This is a genomic window from Mesorhizobium sp. WSM4898, assembly GCF_029625845.1.
Taxonomy (GTDB): Bacteria; Pseudomonadota; Alphaproteobacteria; order Rhizobiales; family Rhizobiaceae; genus Mesorhizobium.
On sequence record NZ_JARTVQ010000002.1, the window covers coordinates 15,376 to 32,612 of the forward strand.

At 60.5% G+C, this 17,237-nt stretch carries 14 protein-coding genes and 3 pseudogenes; 6 read left to right on the forward strand and 11 right to left on the reverse strand.

The window, feature by feature from the left end; translation table 11 throughout:
* Positions 1 to 670: 670 nt before the first annotated feature.
* A complete protein-coding gene (locus P9228_RS07525) occupies positions 671 to 964 on the reverse strand; it encodes a hypothetical protein (RefSeq protein ID WP_278052916.1) in 294 nt (97 codons plus the stop codon).
* Between the two features lie 107 nt (positions 965 to 1,071).
* Here P9228_RS07525 and P9228_RS07530 point away from each other — a divergent pair, with 107 nt between their 5' ends.
* Complete coding sequence (locus tag P9228_RS07530; RefSeq protein WP_278052917.1) at positions 1,072 to 1,380, forward strand: hypothetical protein; 309 nt, start codon at positions 1,072 to 1,074, stop codon at positions 1,378 to 1,380.
* A 1,273-nt stretch (positions 1,381 to 2,653) separates the two neighbouring features.
* Here the strand turns inward: P9228_RS07530 and P9228_RS07535 are convergent.
* The 3 genes from P9228_RS07535 to P9228_RS07545 all read right to left on the reverse strand — a co-directional run bounded on the left by P9228_RS07535 (position 2,654) and on the right by P9228_RS07545 (position 5,742).
* Entirely contained in the window at positions 2,654 to 3,220 is a 567-nt protein-coding gene (locus P9228_RS07535) for a recombinase family protein (RefSeq protein WP_278052918.1), read from the reverse strand.
* Between the two features lie 457 nt (positions 3,221 to 3,677).
* Positions 3,678 to 5,525: a hypothetical protein gene (locus P9228_RS07540; protein ID WP_278052919.1), complete on the reverse strand. Its 1,848-nt coding sequence runs from the start codon at positions 5,523 to 5,525 to the stop codon at positions 3,678 to 3,680.
* 10 nt (positions 5,526 to 5,535) lie between these two features.
* Positions 5,536 to 5,742, reverse strand: coding sequence for a hypothetical protein (locus tag P9228_RS07545; protein ID WP_278052920.1), 207 nt, complete (start codon positions 5,740 to 5,742; stop codon positions 5,536 to 5,538).
* 215 nt (positions 5,743 to 5,957) lie between these two features.
* Between P9228_RS07545 and P9228_RS07550 the strand changes: the two genes are divergently transcribed.
* The 4 genes and pseudogenes from P9228_RS07550 (at position 5,958) to P9228_RS07565 (ending at position 10,865) form a co-directional block, all read left to right on the forward strand.
* Entirely contained in the window at positions 5,958 to 6,704 is a 747-nt protein-coding gene (locus P9228_RS07550; protein ID WP_278052921.1) for a hypothetical protein, read from the forward strand.
* A 446-nt stretch (positions 6,705 to 7,150) separates the two neighbouring features.
* Positions 7,151 to 8,043: pseudogene (locus P9228_RS07555) on the forward strand (site-specific integrase).
* Positions 8,044 to 8,045: 2 nt separating this feature from the next.
* Positions 8,046 to 9,178, forward strand: a pseudogene (locus tag P9228_RS07560) (IS91 family transposase); the annotation flags it as partial.
* 673 nt (positions 9,179 to 9,851) lie between these two features.
* Positions 9,852 to 10,865 carry an ABC transporter substrate-binding protein gene (locus P9228_RS07565; protein WP_278052922.1) on the forward strand — a complete coding sequence of 338 codons (1,014 nt, stop codon included), beginning with the start codon at positions 9,852 to 9,854 and terminating at the stop codon, positions 10,863 to 10,865.
* 303 nt (positions 10,866 to 11,168) lie between these two features.
* On the opposite strand, the gene P9228_RS07570 is transcribed toward P9228_RS07565, so the two are convergent.
* Together P9228_RS07570 and P9228_RS07575 are read right to left on the reverse strand one after the other, a co-directional pair.
* Entirely contained in the window at positions 11,169 to 11,549 is a 381-nt protein-coding gene (locus P9228_RS07570; RefSeq protein WP_278052923.1) for a thermonuclease family protein, read from the reverse strand.
* 69 nt (positions 11,550 to 11,618) lie between these two features.
* Entirely contained in the window at positions 11,619 to 12,530 is a 912-nt protein-coding gene (locus P9228_RS07575) for an ankyrin repeat domain-containing protein (protein ID WP_278052924.1), read from the reverse strand.
* A gap of 129 nt (positions 12,531 to 12,659) precedes the next feature.
* Here P9228_RS07575 and P9228_RS07580 point away from each other — a divergent pair, with 129 nt between their 5' ends.
* Entirely contained in the window at positions 12,660 to 13,025 is a 366-nt protein-coding gene (locus P9228_RS07580) for a hypothetical protein (protein WP_278052925.1), read from the forward strand.
* Between the two features lie 289 nt (positions 13,026 to 13,314).
* On the opposite strand, the pseudogene P9228_RS07585 reads toward P9228_RS07580, so the two are convergent.
* The 5 genes and pseudogenes from P9228_RS07585 to P9228_RS07605 all read right to left on the reverse strand — a co-directional run.
* Positions 13,315 to 13,419: pseudogene (locus P9228_RS07585) on the reverse strand (ATP-dependent DNA ligase); the annotation flags it as partial.
* A 261-nt stretch (positions 13,420 to 13,680) separates the two neighbouring features.
* Positions 13,681 to 14,241, reverse strand: a complete 561-nt coding sequence (gene msuE / locus P9228_RS07590) for an FMN reductase (protein WP_278052926.1) — start codon at positions 14,239 to 14,241, stop codon at positions 13,681 to 13,683.
* Positions 14,242 to 14,343: 102 nt separating this feature from the next.
* Complete coding sequence (ssuD, locus tag P9228_RS07595) at positions 14,344 to 15,498, reverse strand: FMNH2-dependent alkanesulfonate monooxygenase (RefSeq protein WP_278052927.1); 1,155 nt, start codon at positions 15,496 to 15,498, stop codon at positions 14,344 to 14,346.
* Positions 15,499 to 15,542: 44 nt separating this feature from the next.
* Positions 15,543 to 16,391 carry an ABC transporter permease subunit gene (locus P9228_RS07600; RefSeq protein WP_278052928.1) on the reverse strand — a complete coding sequence of 283 codons (849 nt, stop codon included), beginning with the start codon at positions 16,389 to 16,391 and terminating at the stop codon, positions 15,543 to 15,545.
* A complete protein-coding gene (locus tag P9228_RS07605; protein ID WP_278052929.1) occupies positions 16,388 to 17,182 on the reverse strand; it encodes an ABC transporter ATP-binding protein in 795 nt (264 codons plus the stop codon). The genes P9228_RS07600 and P9228_RS07605 overlap by 4 nt, the downstream gene beginning before the upstream one ends.
* Positions 17,183 to 17,237: the final 55 nt, after the last annotated feature.

The window sequence follows — 17,237 nt, forward strand, 5'->3', positions numbered from 1 at the left end:
CAGTTCCTGAAGCGTCCAGCCGTTACCCATGCCCAGTCATGTAGGCTGGTAGTGTCTCAGTTTGAAATTTGAGGCCGCGAAAGCCGTTGTCGCAGCTTTCCCCAAACTCCTGTATGCTCAGCGCTGCTATGGACCACAGGAAAACGACCCTTGAGCGCGCATTCGAACTCGCCAAGTCTGGCGTTTACGCCAATTTTGGTGAGGTGCGTACAAAGATCAAAAAAGAAGGCTACGACATTCGTCAGATGATCGGCGGCTTGAGCCTTCGCAAGCAGATCAATCAAATAATTCAAAGCGCGAGAGCGAATGCCGACTGTGGCGTTGGAACCTCAGAGGCAAGAGCCCGCTCGCCTGAGGGGGTCGAACGGGCTCCCGGGAGGAGCGCCCCAGTGCGGTGAGTCTCATGCCGGAAAGACACGCTGCGAGACTCAACCGGGACACTGGTGGGAATGTTCCCGTCCGCCGATGCGACCGAAGTCGGATAGGCTGATGCTTTGGTCCCTGTCCGGAAACCTTCGCCTCGCTGCATCATTTCACAGAGCCCGCCAGCATACGTCCCTTCGTTCGGCGGCATCAGAGAGCGAATAGATGCCCGCAATCTCGTTGCCTGGGGTGACTGGCGTGTCTGTTAACCGACCGGCCTTCGCAGTGCTGCTGTCGGTGGGTCGCGCTACAGCTTTTTCAGCAACCGCGCCTCTCGAAGGAGCGAAGCCGGGGCATTGCCGATCATGTCTACGAGGTCGCGCGCTTGGGCTTCGGTGATGCCGGTTTCCCGGGTTAGGAACTGCACGATCAATTGCTTATGTGCCTGCGCGCGGTCGCTAAGCTCTTGCCCGGTTTCGGCCATAGGAAAAGTCCCCAGTGGTCCGCAACGCGACTTGATCGGTTTGGTTCCACAAAAAAGCCCGTCGCGGACAATCAGCGCAAGCAACGGGCTTTTTAGGTTGCCACCGCGCGGCTGCATCCCCGAAGGGATCGACCTCCGCGGGTTATCTCTGACCACCGTCAATCTATTCTACTGGTAAACATTAGCTCAACCTTGACGAAGTCAGTAGCCGCGCCAGACACCTCATGGCAAAGGGCGGCATTAACATTGGCGATGAGGTCGCGATCACGGCCAAGGTTCGCAGGCGCGTCACCGAGGATCGAGTGAGCGTGTCGATCCCGTCTTATGGGCAGCCCCATTCCATCGTTGATCGGATCTCGAAGGTTAAGCAGGGCCAGGAGATCGATCTGCGAGGCGATGTCACCCGCGTAGACGAAGGCAAAGTGACCATCAACTTAGGCGTTCCTGCCACGGTGAATGCCGATACGGTCAGAGTGGTGACCCCTTACAAACCGCCGACAAGGAAGACGCCGCTTGTGGACAAGGCGACGTGACCAAGCTGTCCGAGGCCGCTCGGCCGCCGCCACCAGCAAGGAATACGTCAACGAACGCGACCATTTCCGCAAGTGCCCGGTCTGCGGACAGGCGGTCGACTGGCGCGATCTGCGACAAGTGATCTTGCATGAACAGCCGGGCCACGAACCGCTAGAGACAGACGCCTAGAAGCGTAGCGCTTGCCTGTCTCACTTCGGGACCAAAATGCTGGCATCGACCTTACATCGAAGAAATTGCCGGTGACGCCTCACCGGACTTCCTGATTGGGCATCAGGAAGTAACTTCGCCGGGCTTGAGGATTTGGGGTTCCTCGCCCGGCGATCTTCCTTTCAGCAGTCGCTAAGAACTGGTGCCTTCGCGCCAGAGGACGGGAGGATTCACAGCGAATCCGTTTCGATCTAGGATCTCTGCTATGGCCGCGATCTTCGATGATATCGCCACTGCCCTCAGAGAGCTCCGCGTAGACGTTTGGGCCAAGGTCCGCGTCATTGCCCTAGGTGCTGCTGGCAAGTTCTTTACGGGCATTGCAATCGGGCTCGGTTTCGGGATCGGACGCCTTCGTGGGCTGACCCAATCAACAATTGCCATCGCCCGCCGTGACGCTATGGTTAACGCTGTCCGGGGTTTTTGGCTACCCACTCCCGGACTACCTCGGCACGGCGGTGCGTCACCACTTCCCCCCGAAGCAAGATGGCTGCCGGGCCGTTCTATAGCCTCCAGGCTCGTGAGCGCGGCAGCGTTCCAGCCGAGGCCATAGCCCTGGCTATGTAAGTTGCCTGCCATTCAGAGGCCAGAACGGAAAGAGTACGAGAGCGTGGTGACGCTCCATAGCCGTCGACGAGAAGGCGCCTCTGGCGACCAGCCGAGTTGAGGGCTCTCGGCGTTGATCAGAAACCTTATCGACGGTCCGGCGTTGGCTCCTCACGATTTCGGGACCAGGAGATAAAATGCAAGGTTTGAAGCGGTCGTGCTGGACGGAAGCCGACATAGACGAGTTTGCGGCAAAGCACGGTTTGACGACCAGGCAGGCTGAAATTGTCATTCAGAGCAATGGTGCATCCAAGCGCAAATGCGACTTGGCAGCCGAGGCATTTACGGCCGCGCTTAGATATTGCCGTCACTCGCGAGAAAAAGGTGCGAGAAGATCTCCTCTAAGGTCGGGAAGCAATGAAGCGCCTCAGGGTTGAAGTTATGTCCGGGGGAGCCTGACAGGGGCGGCGCTCATTCAACGCCGGCTCTTGAGCATGTCCGCGCACACTTGCATACCGTTGGCTATCTAAGGCCAGCAGCCGCAAGCGCTCGGTAGACCGACCCCCGCCCGATGCCGAGAGACGTGGCGATCTCTGACACGGACTTCTGCTGCTGAAACAAGACGACCGCCTCGCCAGCCTTGGCTCGCGCCGTCGGCTTCCGCCCTTTATACTTCTTCTCTGCCTTTGCCTTCGCGATGCCTTCCTTCTGTCGTTCTCTCATCAGGTCTCGCTCGAACTCGGCGAAAGCGGCGAACATGTTCAGCATCAGCCGACCGTAAGCTCCCGTCGTGTCCAACGTGTCCTTGCCGAATTGCAACACCTTCAGACCGACACCCCTTCCATGTAGACCATCGACAAGATCGCTCAGCGTGCGCGTGTTGCGCGCGAGGCGATCAATCTTCGTGATCACCAACGTATCACCCTTGCGGAGGAACTTCAGGGCGCGGTCCAATTCCTTTCGATCTCCTAGAGCCGACACTTGCTCCGAATAGACTTCCTCGCAACCCGCGGCCTGGAGGTCTCGAACCTGTGCCTCCAGACCAGCCACCTGTTCTTCTGTTGAGGTTCTCGCGTAACCGACCTGCACCCCACCCTCCAATGTCCAATAGCATTTAGACTTTTGAGTCAAATACGTCCAAACGTCAACAGACCTTATTGGACGCGATTGGGCTGCGGTTCAGGACGTCCGATAAAGCCTGCCCATGCGGACGGTTGCTCACATGTCTCTGGGTCTTCAGGGCACCCTTCAGTGGGTAGAAGGCAGCAGAAGTCGCCAGCAGGGCGCCGCAGACTGGCTGCGAGCTTCTCTATGGACCTAAATCAGACCTTCGCTCTCAGGGAGGAGGTCTGCACGACGGCCTTCGAACAATAGATGCATCCAAGGCGCTCTTCTTCGCCGGAAAGAGCCGGTAGAAAGGCTCGAGCGCGCCTTTCCAGGCTTCCTTACGGCGTGACGGACGACTGTAATGCGTCAGCGCGTTGCGGTAATGAGAACGGATCCAGTAGGGGTTGGCTTGCCTTTTGCGCTTCCCGAAGCAGGGGCCCTACGCCACCTCTGGTTCGGCGACGGCAAATCCATGCGCCTTGACCTCGGCGCTGATCCACTTTCGGGCCGTAGTCAGGCTCTGGCGGTAGTCATCGGCAGCGAGAGAAAGAGACTCTGGAGAGGTTGCCCGGTCGAGATCTTCGAGCGACCATCCGTCCACCAGCCGTTTGCTGATCGCGTAACAGGTGGCTTTGCCCACGCGGTACGCCATGGATCGCTGCGCCGCTCTCAAGACGATGCTGCGAAGCGCCTCTCCCTCTGCCTGCCCCACAAAGTGTATCTCGAGCTCTGCAATCATCCTGTCGACCGCCGAATAAAGCCCGTTGATGAAAAGTGTCTGTGCATCCTTATAGAAGCGCGCGGCGCGACCCTTCATCTGCTTCTCGTCAATTTCTGCGGGATCGTCCAATATCTCGATCGTTGGCGCACGCTCGAGTGCCTGCGCCTCTTTGGAGAGCTTCGCGCCCTCTGGCGCCTTTCGGACCTTCTTCTCCGTCGCCCTCTGCCCGAAGTTCCGCTCGCCGCGAAGGAAGCGATCTTCGTCAACGTCAATCGGATCGACTTCGGCCGAGCGGGCCTCGTCGAGTCCGAAATCACTGGTTTCGGTGCGCTCGGGCGCCTTGTGTGACTTTATGTATGTCGAAGTCGGCAAGCGGAACTCGTCGAGTAGCTTCTGAAGATCCTTCTGCAGATCATCGAGGTTCTCGTCCCTTGGTGGGTGCGCCTCTCTGATCACATCTTTGACCCACTCGGGCATTAATTCTCGGACCTTCACCGCGTAGTCATCGGTAGTAATCGGATTGCGCTCCTCGACGGTCGTGAGGGCGTCGCGATATTGGTTCGGAAGAGCTGAATCGTCCGGGAGGTATATCTCGACCGTGAGGACGGTGGATCCGAAAGGAATTCCGTAATTTGGGGCGACTGCGGACCATTTCTTCCCAGTGCGGAAATCGTATCGCTCACCTCTATGAACTAGTGCGCAGAACGAGGTCGATGAGGTCGCTGGGTTGTTGAGCGCGCTAATAGAGTGACTGTAATTCGCGTGCTTCGGGTCGTGCAGGTATTGAATCTTCACGCCTGTCTCGGGACAGGCGACGATTTCAGCGTTCGGGAGTTGCGAGACGACGTCCTGCAGCGTTTTGAGGGTGCGCGTCCTTCCCGTTTCATCGCGCCCTCCCCCTTTTGTCACGGAGACATCCAAAATCACCCTAACGCCAGGTCGAAATTCCGCGAAGCGCCGAAAAATTTGGGTTGCAACATAGCTGCGATCGACGCGGATTCCCTTGCCGATTGGCTCTGATATCGTGTCGTGGTCATCGTCCTCGCCTATGAGCACGACCTCCGTCCAGTCAAAGGAGAGATCGGCCGTCTTTCGAACCGCCTGGGTGACGTCGAAAACGGACTCCTGTCTTCCCTCAACCTCGTAGACGAAGCGAACAAACGTGTCAGCTTCTTGGTCGAATCCTATCGTGACCTCGTGAACCACGCCGTTCTTGCAGGAACGATAGCGGATACCCGCTGGCGAGACAGTCAGGCCGGAAACCTTAGCACCGATGCCGAAGTTCCCACTGAGCGACATCTGTTTGTTGATGGAGGCAGAGATGTTCGTTGCCGTCCGAAGCTCTACTGCATCCATTCCCGGACCCGTATTCCAGAACGTTAGCTTTCGAACACCTTCGATCAGCGTCGGGTAAATGCGAACGAATCGCTGGCCCTCCGGTGCCAACGTTGCACTTTCCTGCGCGTTCATGAAAAACTCGCGGACGAGCGTATATCGCGGCGCCTGTCCGATAAGGCGGTTGATCAGAAATCTGTCATCTTGGATTGTCAGGCGTTCGAAGCTCATCGCAGAAATCCTAAAGTTTGAAGACGTCCTTCTCGGCTGCCGAAGTGGATCCGAACTTCCGTTCGATGTCTGACGTCGCATCTCGCAGCGCCTTGATCATCTTCTTTACGTCGCCGTCATCGAATTCGTAGGCTCGCCTGTTCGAAAGATTCCCAATTTTCCGAATAGCTTCCAACGCCGCTTGGGTCCTAGCCTCGGCAAGTTTCACGAATTTCATCCTCTTTTCCGACATGCGGGAACTCCAGAATTCAGAGAAAGGATGAATCAATAGCCCATTTGAGATGTCAAGATGCAATGAATATCTCGTCGAAATACGCGGAAATTTTGCAGTCGGGCGCGCTGGCCAACTATGAGAAGCGATCCCCTGGTAATTTTCAAAACAGCGCCACAGCGGTGGGCTTAATTGGACGTTGTGCCGGAGGGAGGACAGGTATGATGAGAGAAGACGAACGGATTTCGATTGTTAAGGAGCTCCTCTTTGCCTACGTGAAGAGCCCGTCCCTGCGCCACATCCGCGATCCCTATTCTGTGATTAGGTTGGCGCAGGAGATCGTCAGGCGCATCGATCGGAGCAACTCAATCTGGAGGAAATGGGACGGGCAACGCGAGGTCCTTCTCAAATCCGCCTTGGCTTGTTGGGTACCAATCGAGGCTCTGCGCGATTTCATCAATGACATGCCGGGGCCACAGGTGACGACGACGGATGTCGACCAGCGCATGAGAGCGTTCGAGGACGAGGAATACTTCTCGTACCCAAAAGAGGAGCTTCGCCCAGGGTGTCTCGCGATCTACGAGAAGGAAAGGGCCGAGGGTACCGAGCTGCCGGCCATCATCGGCCTGCTCAGAGACCACGTGGAGCGGGAAGAGGAGCGGCTTCGGGCGGAGCAACAGGAGAGGTATCAGAGATTGAGGGAAGAGGATCGAGTGGCTCGCGAACAGCGCCTCCTGTCGGGCGCTGACTGCAAGTGGGCGCAGCTCCAGAAATCTCCTCACTGGTTTTGCCGCGCCAATGGCAGAACATACCGTCTCTCGCCAACGAAAGACAAAATGTGGAAACTGTACCGCGTTAGCTCGGTCTCGGAGGACGACGAGAAGGGATTGATAGGGAAGTACCAACGGCGCGGAGACGCAACGAAGGTGATCGCTCAAATGGCTTATCAGCCGGAGCCAAGATGGTAGTTGGCCGGAGCAGCACCCAAAAGGCAACGGATTAGGCGACGCTCTCTGGATTTCTTGGCGGCTGCGAGCGTTGCCGCTGTGGGGAGGCGGCGGTGGGTCTTCGCGCTTCGGCTGTCTGCTGAGGGCCGGTACGAAATTCCGACCCTCGGGCCTGTCCACGTGGACGTGTTGCTAGCATGTCAATGATCGTAGGATCGGACAGGGCCGTCCGCCTGGCCGTCGCACCGATGAACGAACGCAGGTTTCAGGATCATCGCAAGATTTCCACCGAAAGAAGGCACTGAGGCGCGAAGCAGCCATGACGTCTTTGGGGCCGACGAACGAACCCGCTGCGCGGGATGGGCGCGTGGGGTGAGGTAGAGATCACGAGCCGGACGTCGCGCCCGCGTTGAGCGGGGTTCGGCAGCGGCAGAGCATCACGGGCTTCTTCAACAAGGAGCCCGACCATGCCCTATCCTGTTCTTGATGCACCTATCAGTCCACTGCGTCAGCGACTGATCGACGACATGAACATGCGACGTTTCTCACAGGAGACGCAGCGCAACTATCTCCGCGACATCGGACGCCTGGCGACGTTCCTCGGCCGGTCGCCGGATACAGTGACCACCGACGACCTGCGCCGGTTCCAGATCGAGCAGCAGGACGACGGCGTGCCGGTTCCGACGATGAACAGCATCGTGTCGGCGCTGCGCTTCTTCTTCACGCATACGGTCGATCGTCCCGATCTGGCGCGCAAGCTCGTTCGTCTGGCGCACCCGCGCAAGCTGCCGGTGGTGCTGAGCCGCGACGAGGTCGCCCGGCTGCTCAACGCCACCATCTGCCTCAAGCACCAGGCCGCGCTCTCGGTCGCCTATGGCGCAGGCTTGCGCGTGGCCGAGGTGGCGATGCTGAAGGTCGCCGACGTCGACAGCGAGCGGATGCTGCTACGTGTCGAGCGCGGCAAGGGCGGACGATACCGGAACGCCATGCTGTCGCAAGACTTGCTCTTGTTGCTGCGTCAGTGGTGAAAGGTCGGACGCCAGCAGGGGGTGATGCATCGCGACGGCTGGCTGTTTACGGGGCAGCATGCGATGAAGCCGATCAGCACCCGCCAGCTCTATCGCGTGGTCGTCGAGGCAGCACAGGCCGCCAACATCGCCAAGCGGGTCGGACTGCACACGCTGCGCCACAGCTTCGCCACCCACCTGCTGGAGGACGGCACCGACATCCGGATCATCCAGGTCCTGCTCGGGCACGCCAAGCTCAACAGCACCGCCTTCTACACCAAGGTTGCCACCCGCACGGTGCGCACCGTCACGAGCCCCTCTTCAAGCCGGAAGAGATCTCAGCCGACGGCTGAGCGTGCGCGCCTCGATCGAGGTTGCCGACATCTTCCGCACTGCCGGGCCCGCCTACCGGGTCGCCCATGCCGGGCATCTGAGCCTCGCCCAGCTCAAGGTCATGTCGGCGATCGAGCACTGCCGCACCGCGGCCCTTGGTGGTCACGTCGAGGCCTGCGAGGACTGCGGCCAGTGGCGCATCGCCTACAATTCCTGCCGCAACCGGCACTGCCCGAAGTGCCAGGGTGCCACGGCGCGGACATGGCTTGTCGAGCGCGAGGCCGACCTGCTGCCGGTCGGCTCCTTCCACGTCGTGTTCACGCTGCCGGCCGAGGTCGCCGACGTCGCCTTCCACAACAAGGCGGCGGTCTACGACCTGCTGTTCAAGGCAGCGTCGGAGACGATGCTGACGATCGCGGCAGATCCGAAGCATCTCGGCGCACGCATCGGCATCACCGCCGTGCTTCACACCTGGGGTTCGGCGATGACGCACCATCCGCACGTGCACATGATCGTGCCGGGCGGCGGCATTGCACTCGGCGGAAGCCGCTGGGTATCGTCGCGCCCGGCATTCCTGCTTCCGGTGCGGGTACTCGGCAAGCTGTTCCGCCGCCTCTTCCTCACCCGTCTGGTCGGGCTGGCGACGCCGGCCGGCTCGTCTTCTTCCGATCGATGGCGCACCTCACCGACCGGCGGGCATTCCTGCGCCACCTCGCTCCCGTCGAGAGGAAGCGCTGGGTGGTCTACGCCAAGGCACCCTTCGCCGGCCCGGAGGCGGTGCTCGCCTACCTGTCGCGCTACACGCACCGTGTCGCCATCTCGAACCGACGCCTCATCCGTTTCGACGAGGACCGCGTCACTCTCCGCTACAAGGATTATCGTCGCCCTAGCGCAGACCAGCAGCAGGTCATGACGCTCGCCACCGACGAGTTCGTCCGCCGCTTCCTGCTCCATGTCCTGCCACGTGGGTTCCACCGCATCCGTCACTATGGGCTGCTCGCAGGCTCCGCCCGCAAGGCCAGCCTCGCGCTTGCTCGTGAACTCCTGAACGTCGCCGCACCGTCCGACGATGACACCACGCACGAACCGGACAACTTCCGCCCGCCATGCCGCTGCTGTGGCGGCCGCATGATCGTGATCGAGGTGTTCGAACGATGGAGGCAGCCGCGCGGACCGCCACACGGTTTCCCCGTCGACCGAGAGCAGCATGCCATGACCCGGCATGGAATGGTTCAGCCTTCAGCTGCAGGCTCCGACAGAGCCTCGCCCAGCCGCCCACCGTCCCGACAACACCGCGCGGAGGCGCAGCGAAGCGGTCTGTCCGCATTCACCCCAGAGCTTCCCGACGGCGGTCGCGCCATCGCCGACATCGGCCGAAAATCGAAATCCCCATAGCCATCGCCTGTGGCCCGCGGGTTCCTTCCTCGGGGACTTTCGTACGCCTGCCGGCGCCCGAAACTCCTCACGACAGCGGAATGGCAGCTTTTGGTTTCCGAAGAGTGATAACGGACGTTCAGATCTCAAGCTGATCCGATGCAGGCCGCAGTAGACTCAAAGTGGCACTCGCAACAGCGGGAGGCGGTCTCCCTCGCGTGACGTTTGGCGCGAGTAAGTTTTGCGCTCGCAGCCAACACAAATTGGGCGTATCGTGGCATATCGTCGGCGGCCAATGACCCGGCGACTGAGAGCGCAAGACTCCCGCATCGGACTGGGCGCGCTAGAACCCACAACTACTCGTCGCGCTCACAAGACCATCTGCCTCTGCCGAAGCCTCTTTTGCTGGTTCCGGCCAGATTTGCCCTTTGCAATTCGGAATAGGAGCCTTCCGATGCAGATCATCCAAACCCGCCGCCGATTCCTGGCCGGCGCTGCAGTGGCAGGCGCCGCCGGTATCATCGGCTTTCCGAGCTCACTCCATGCGGAACCGACGCTGGAAACGACCACGGTTCGTCTGCCACGGTGGATTGGTGGTTCCTACTGCTGGGCAGGCGCTTACATCGCCGGGGAACTGATGCGCGCAGAGGGCTTCACAGACGTTCGCTACGTGGAAGGCGACAGGAACGTCGACCAATCGGAGTGGATCGCACGCGGTGAGACCGATTTCTCGGTCAACTTTCCGCCGAACCAAATCGCGTCGATCGATGCCGGCGTGCCGATCAAGGTGCTAACCGGATTGCACTCAGGATGCCTTGAACTGATCGCCAAGGAGAGCATCCGCAGCGTCACGGATCTGCGGGGCAAGAGGGTGGGCGTTGATGGTTTCAACAACTCGCGACACGTGTGGCTGTCCCTCATGTCCGCCTATGTCGGGCTCGATCCCGTCAACGATATCCAGTGGGTCTTGACTGAGGGCGTCAAGCCCACGGAACTCTTCGTCCAGGGGAAGATCGACGCATTCCTCGGCACGCCGCCCCAGCCGCAGGAGCTGCGCGCCAAGAAGATCGGCCACACCATCCTCAACAATGCCGTCGACCGCCCATGGTCACAGTATTTCTGCTGCATGATCTCCGCGACGATGGATTACGTGAATAGGTATCCGGTGGCGACCAAGCGGGTGTTGCGATCCATCCTGAAGGCCGCCGACCTCTGCGTGTCGGATCCGGAAAGGGTGGCCCGGCAGATGATCCATCGCGATTTCGTCCCATCGTATGACTACGCGCTGCAAACGCTGAAGGATATCCGGTACGACCGCTGGCGGGAATTCAATCCTGAAGACTCCCTGCGATTCTACACACTGCGCATGCAGGAGACGGGCATGATCAAATCGAGCCCGCAACAGATCATCGCATACGGAACGGACTGGCGCTTCCTCGACGAGTTGAAGAGTGAGCTGAAAACCTGATCCGATTTGTCTCAAGGGGAGACGTGGAGATGCAAATCATCCAGAGTCGCCGTCATTTCCTGGCCGGGATTGCGGCGCTGGCAGCTCCAAGCACTCGAGACGAGGCTACCCAAGAATGCCGCGCCGGGCACGGCAGAGATGCTAATGCTTCTGCTCATCTATCGCGAGATGAAGAACTGGAAGGATTGCGCTTGACCTGTCGAAGCTGATCGACACGCTGCGCGTGGTCCGGGTGACATGCGCCAGCATAATTAAGAGCCATAACCAGACAAAGGTATGATCGGGGATGGACGCCCGTAGCTGCTATCGCCGCTTGCTAACGGTCCCTGCCCACAAGTTGCGTTTGGCAATGCGAGCTTCTTGCTCCTCGGCAAGGTATCGAGTGTCGGCCATCGCCAATCCGTGTTTCACCAGGTCCCGTCCGAGATCGATGCCTCCCACGAAGCAGACCCCGACGTCGTCGTTATAATCTTCCTTACCTTCGATGATGCAGGATACATCGCCTGAGGCAATAAGATGTTGGATGTGGTCACGCGCATACTTGCCGCAGGGCCAGATCTTGTCAGCGGCATCAAAACACACCTGCGAAAGTTCGGGGGCATCAAAACCGAGCAATTGAATTCGTTTTTTGTTGTGCCACAGCGTGTCGCCGTCCTCAGCAGACCAATGCTCTGCTGCGGACACAGGGCACAGGTGAGCACGAAGGCAAGGGTGAGGATCAACCTACACATGGCCGTGCTAAACGCACACCCCCTACGGCAGTGGCACCGGTGTGTCGGCGAGCGTTCTGAGATAGGCGATCACGTTCAACCGGTCGGCCTCTTCAGGCACCCCGCGAATATCCATGTTGACGCCGGGCGTCGTCAGCGTGGGACCGGCCAGGAAGATGTTCAAGTCCTCGTAGGTCCAGTTTCCCTCCCAGCCCAGCAGGGTCTTGGAGTAACGCTCGAACTTCGTCGATGCCTTGTCCCGCCCGACGACGTTCCATAGGTTCGGCCCGATGGTAGGAAGTTCCTTTGGCCGCACGACATGGCAGGGTGCGCAGGTGCTTTCAAAAAAGGCCCCGCCTTTGATGGGATCGCCTTTCGCAAGCCGGGCGGAAATCGGCTCCGGCTTCAGGATGACGACGCCATGCTCCAAAAGGTAGGCGGCGATGTCCTCATGATCGTCGTGCTTTGCCAGATGGTAGGCCGTGATGATGCCCGGCCGTTGATTGGGATCGCCCTGGACCCAGATGGCGTTGACGTCGGCGCCAGCCTCGACCAGCGCCTTGACGCAATCGAGGCAGCCACTCGCGACCGCGAGGATCAGCATCGGTTCACCCCGCGTCCTGCCGTTGGCATCGGCACCATGCGCCAGCAGCAGCCGGATCATGTCGGCGGCTTTCTTCAGAACGGCAACGGTGATCGGCCGGCCGAGCGCCGCCTCCTTGTTCACCTCGGCCCCGCGCTTGATCAGCAGTTCCGCCGCCTCGATGTGGCCGCTTCGCACCGCCAAGAACAGCGGTGTTGCTCCCTTCTCCTGCTCCTCGATGTCAGCGCCTGCATCGAGTGCGGCCGCAATTGCCTTAAGGTCTCCGCTCTTGGCCGCGTTGTGGAGCGCACCGCCATGCGCTGTTGTGACGGCACATAGCAAGAGTAGGAAGCTTGCGAACAAACCCCGCATTTCGGCATCCCTCCGCCGATAAGGAGGAAGATACATCCGATAGGCGCTCGCTTCCAGCATATATTAGCGGCGACTAATGGTGTATAATGGCCTTGACGACATCAGATGCCGTTGAGGGCGGCCACGTCGATGCATGCGGTCGGCAGAAGACAGGTGAACTGCTTTGCAGGCGTGATCGCGACGGCTGCGGCAGTTCAGGGAAGTGCGGCGTTGGCCCACGGCCCGGATCGGAATTGGGGCTATCCACCAGCTTGCTGCCACGGCGACCCGCTCACTGGCGACTGCGGGAAAATTCCCAGTTCAACTGTGACGCCCAGGCCAGATGGCTTTGTGGTTATCCTACGACCGGGCGACCATCAGAAAGTCACTCATCAGGACCGCTACTTCGTGCCGTACGATGTCGTCATCCCCTCGGGGGATGGCAACTTCCACATCTGCCTACACCCCACGGAGGAAGACGAAAACTGCTTCTTCGCGCCACCCGATGCGATGTGAATGTTCTTCTGTCTTCGCTCGATTGAACCTGTCCCCGCCGGGGCGAAAAAGCACGTCCGCCGAAATCTGTGATAGGCCTCGAAACTCATGTGCGGGGTCAGCGACCGATAGAACGTCATCAGGCGCTATACCATTCGTGGGCGGCATTGCCGAGGAGTGCGAGCCACGCCAATGCGAAATACCGCGACTGCGTCATCCAAATCCCCTCATAGCCTGAATACCACATCAGAGATTGCTAATCTTCAGACTTGAGGTCGCATCGGTCGCCGCAGAGGTCCGGCCGCCTTGTCTAATCAGCCTCGCGAAAGTCCTTCAACGGCGCATGGCGAAGCTTCTCCTCGCCCTTGAGGAACTTGACCCGACCCACCAAGCCCGGCTTGAGCCACTCGGGCTTGTGGGCAGAACTTACTACGCCAAGCTCGTCGAGCAGATGAACGCACGTCTGGCACCCTATCTGCTCAAGCATGGCGGATCGGCAAAGCAGGCGCTGATCGCGCCCCGACTGAAAGACGACGATCGCCGAAAACGGCTGCCCAGGGGCCGCCAGCAGACAGTCGGCTTTTCGGCTGATCGGCAAAGAACTGCCTTTACGCCCCCTTGCCGCGACCCGGAAGGCGAGACGCTACACTTCCCGCTGAAGCACCGCGGCATGGATTTATTCGGCGGCTATTCTGAGACCGGATCTGGTGGCTAGCAGAACCGCGATTTCATCAACCGCCTGCGCCGCTCGCTTCAGGATCAGTTCGGACCGAAGCACACCATCGGTGAAGTCTTTGTCGGTCGCGTACACGGCTGTGGGCAGCGCGAAAGCCTCGAAGAAGCCAAATAGCGGCCTGAGTTGATGCTCAACTACAAGGGCATGGCGCTCGCCGCCCCCGGTGGCTGTGAGAAGCACGGGCTTACCTCTCAAGGCCGTTGGATCAAGCAAGTCGAAAAAATGCTTGAACAGCCCGGTATAGCTACCCTTGTATGTCGGAGAGCCGACGACGAGCACGTCCGCGGCGACAACATCTGCAACTACGGTTTGGGCTTGCGCGTCGAGGTCGCGCTGCCATTTGGCGGCCCCTAGCGACGGACCGACATCCTCGATATCATAGGTTCGATGGGAAAGGTGGTGGCGGCTGGCGATGTTCCGAACGACGAGGTCGACGAAAGCGCGGGTCTTCGAGGGTCGGCTGAAGTTCCCCGAAAAACCGACGATTGATGGATTTGACATAAGCCGAACTCCGATGGTCAAACTCAGACGTAAGCGGGCCTGGCACGGCACCAGCGATGCTGCGTGGACCACTTCTCTCCTGTAGGCAAGAAATCGACCTGCCTAAGACGCCGCTACTCCGGCGCCCCGGCCGCGCCCAAACTCCAGATCCCAGCCGCGCTCCTTGAGGGGCAACTCACCCTGCAGTCCGAGCCGTGGAAACAGCAGCTCGGCAACATTGAAAGCTTCCTCCAGATGCGGATAGGCCGAGGCAATAACCGTCTCCACCCCTATCTCTTGATATTCACGGATACGGGTGGCAACGCTTTCCGCACTTCCGACAAGCGCGGTACCGGCACCTCCTCGGACGAGACCCAGCCCAGCCCATAGATTGGGGGCTATGACCAGCTTATCGCGGCGTCCCTGGTGCAGAGCGGAGATGCGCTTTTGCCCGACCGACTCCGAAACCTTGGTGAATTGATGCTGGGCTTCAGCGATCACGTCGTCGGTGACGCGGCTGATCAGTCGATCCGCCGCCGCCCAAGCCTCCTCCTCCGTTTCACGCACGATCAGGTTTATGCGCAATCCGAAGCGGATCTTGCGACCTTGAGCCGCCGCTCGTGCCCTGACCCTGTCGAACTTCTCCTTCACTTGCTCGACGGGTTCACCCCAACTCAGATACACGTCCGTGTGTTTGGCAGCGACCTCGATGCCCGCCTCCGAAGACCCGCCGAACCACAGTGGCGGATAGGGTTGCTGGACCGGCGGGAAAGAAATGTCGGTGCCGTGAGCAGATAGATACTTTCCCTCGAAATCCGCCGGCTCACCGGAAAGGATACGGCGCCAGATCGTGAGGAATTCATCAGTCTGGGCATAGCGCTCGTCATGACCGAGCTTGTTGCCGTCGCCGGCAAGGTCGGCCGGATCAGCGCCGGTAACGACGTTGAGCAGCACCCGGCCGCCGGAAATGCGGTCCAGCGTGGCCGCATGGCGCGCGAACAGTGCCGGCGTCCCGCTCCCCGGCCTCAGCGCCACCAGGAATTTCAGCCGTTCGGTCAGAGGGATCAGCCCGGCGGCCACGATCCAGGCGTCCTCACACCGTGTTCCGGTTGGCAGGAGCACGCCCTTGAAGCCAAGCCGATCGGTGGCTTGCGCAATTTCCTTGAGATAGCCGAAGGTTGCCGGCCGGTGCCGCTCGTCGGTGCCGAGATAGGGGCCGTCGCCATGGGTCGGCAGGTACCAGTAGATATCGAGCGGGCGGGTGCTGTTGCCGGACATCGGATTGTCTCCTTCAATGATTGCGGAATCTACGGGAGCAAGCCTCAGAGCTTGCCTTTCCAGGGGATCAGGCGATGTTCCAGCCAACGCATGCCGCTGGTGAAGGCGAAGGCGAGCACGGCGATGACGATGAGGCCGACGAACACGACGTCGGTCGCGAGGAAATTGGCCGCCGACATGATCATGTAGCCGAGCCCCGACTGGGCTGCGATCAGCTCGGCCGCGACCAGCGTCGACAGTCCGGCGCCGATAGCGATCTTCAGGCCGGTCAAGATCTCCGGCAAAGCGGACGGCAGGATGATGCTGGTGAAGAGTTGCAGCCGGTTGGCGCCGAGGGACAGCGCGGCGTTGATACGTTCGACGGGCACCGATCGCACGCCCGCCTGTGCCGCAAAGCAGATCGGGGCGAAGGTCGACAGCGACAGGAGAACGATCTTGGAGGTTTCGCCGATACCGAGCCATATGATCAGCAGCGGCAGGTAGGCCAGCGGCGGCAAGCCCCAGTAGAGATCGATCGGCACGCTGAAGATGCCCTTGACCCAACGATTGAGCCCCATGAGCAGGCCAAGCGGAATGCCGACGATAATGCCGACGCCGAGGGCCGCGGCAATGCGGCCGAGGCTTGCCAGCGTGTGGTCGAGCAGCGTGCCATTGGCATAGCCATCGGCCGCGACGGCGTTGAACTGGGTCAGCACGTCGGCCGGCGACGGCAGGAACAGCGGCGATGCCCAGCCGAATTGCGCGGCGAGTACCCACAATGCGATCAGCGCCGCCAACGTCACCAGGCTGATGCCGAACGTCCTTGCCGATGCTGAGCTGCGCGGCCGGGGGGACGGCCTCCGCTGAGCCGTGGCGGGAGGAAACGGGGTTTGGGAATTGGCGGCGAGCGTCATTGCAAGGCTCCTCTGCGGGCGCCTTCCGGCTGGTGGATGAGCGAGCGGATTTCCTGCCGCAGCTCGATGAAGCGCGGGTGGGACTGGATCGGCCCGATATCGCCGCTCTCGGCGAAATCGCGCACGAAATCGGCGTCGAAGCGGGCGACGATACGGCCCGGCCGGGGCGACATCACGACGATGGTCGTGCCGAGTGTGAGGGCTTCCTCGATCGAATGGGTGATGAACAGGATCTGCTTGTTGGTCTTGACCCAGACGGAGGCCAGAAGCTGCTGCATGGTCTCGCGCGTCAGACTGTCGAGGGCGCCGAATGGCTCGTCCATCAAAAGGATTTTCGGATCAGTGGCCAGCGCCCGGGCGATGCCGACGCGCTGGCGCATCCCGCCCGACAGTTCGTAGGGTGGCTTTTCGGCGAAATCGGCGAGCCCGACCAGTTCAAGAAGGTGCCTCGAGCGCTCATGGCGTTCGATGCGCGACACGCCCCGGTACTTCAGGCCGAGCGCGACGTTGTCCAGCACATTGGCCCACGGCAGCAGGGTGTCTTTCTGGAACACGACGCCGCGATCGCCGCCCGGCGTCGCGATTTCCTGTCCGTCCAGCGTGATCGAGCCTTCGGTGAGCGGCAGGAAGCCGGCGATCGCGTTCAGCAATGTCGACTTGCCGCAGCCGGAAGCGCCGACCGCGACAACGATGGAAGCGGGAGCGATATCGAGGGAGACGTGATCGAGCGCATGCACGTCCTGGCCATCGGAAGCCGGAAAGGTGACGCTGGCATCGCGGATTCGAAGCATGGTGGCCTCCAGGCGATCTGGCTGGCGTGCCAGCCAGATCGGCGTTTCCTTCAGG

Bases quoted from the DNA above. Each gene is read 5' to 3' on its own strand.
- P9228_RS07525 (WP_278052916.1), bottom strand. From the start codon at position 964: ATGCAGCCGCGCGGTGGCAACCTAAAAAGCCCGTTGCTTGCGCTGATT.
- P9228_RS07530 (WP_278052917.1), top strand. From the start codon at position 1,072: ATGGCAAAGGGCGGCATTAACATTGGCGATGAGGTCGCGATCACGGCC.
- P9228_RS07540 (WP_278052919.1), bottom strand. From the start codon at position 5,525: ATGAGCTTCGAACGCCTGACAATCCAAGATGACAGATTTCTGATCAAC.
- P9228_RS07545 (WP_278052920.1), bottom strand. From the start codon at position 5,742: ATGAAATTCGTGAAACTTGCCGAGGCTAGGACCCAAGCGGCGTTGGAA.
- P9228_RS07550 (WP_278052921.1), top strand. From the start codon at position 5,958: ATGATGAGAGAAGACGAACGGATTTCGATTGTTAAGGAGCTCCTCTTT.
- P9228_RS07565 (WP_278052922.1), top strand. From the start codon at position 9,852: ATGCAGATCATCCAAACCCGCCGCCGATTCCTGGCCGGCGCTGCAGTG.
- P9228_RS07575 (WP_278052924.1), bottom strand. From the start codon at position 12,530: ATGCGGGGTTTGTTCGCAAGCTTCCTACTCTTGCTATGTGCCGTCACA.
- P9228_RS07580 (WP_278052925.1), top strand. From the start codon at position 12,660: ATGCATGCGGTCGGCAGAAGACAGGTGAACTGCTTTGCAGGCGTGATC.
- msuE (WP_278052926.1), bottom strand. From the start codon at position 14,241: ATGTCAAATCCATCAATCGTCGGTTTTTCGGGGAACTTCAGCCGACCC.
- ssuD (WP_278052927.1), bottom strand. From the start codon at position 15,498: ATGTCCGGCAACAGCACCCGCCCGCTCGATATCTACTGGTACCTGCCG.
- P9228_RS07600 (WP_278052928.1), bottom strand. From the start codon at position 16,391: ATGACGCTCGCCGCCAATTCCCAAACCCCGTTTCCTCCCGCCACGGCT.
- P9228_RS07605 (WP_278052929.1), bottom strand. From the start codon at position 17,182: ATGCTTCGAATCCGCGATGCCAGCGTCACCTTTCCGGCTTCCGATGGC.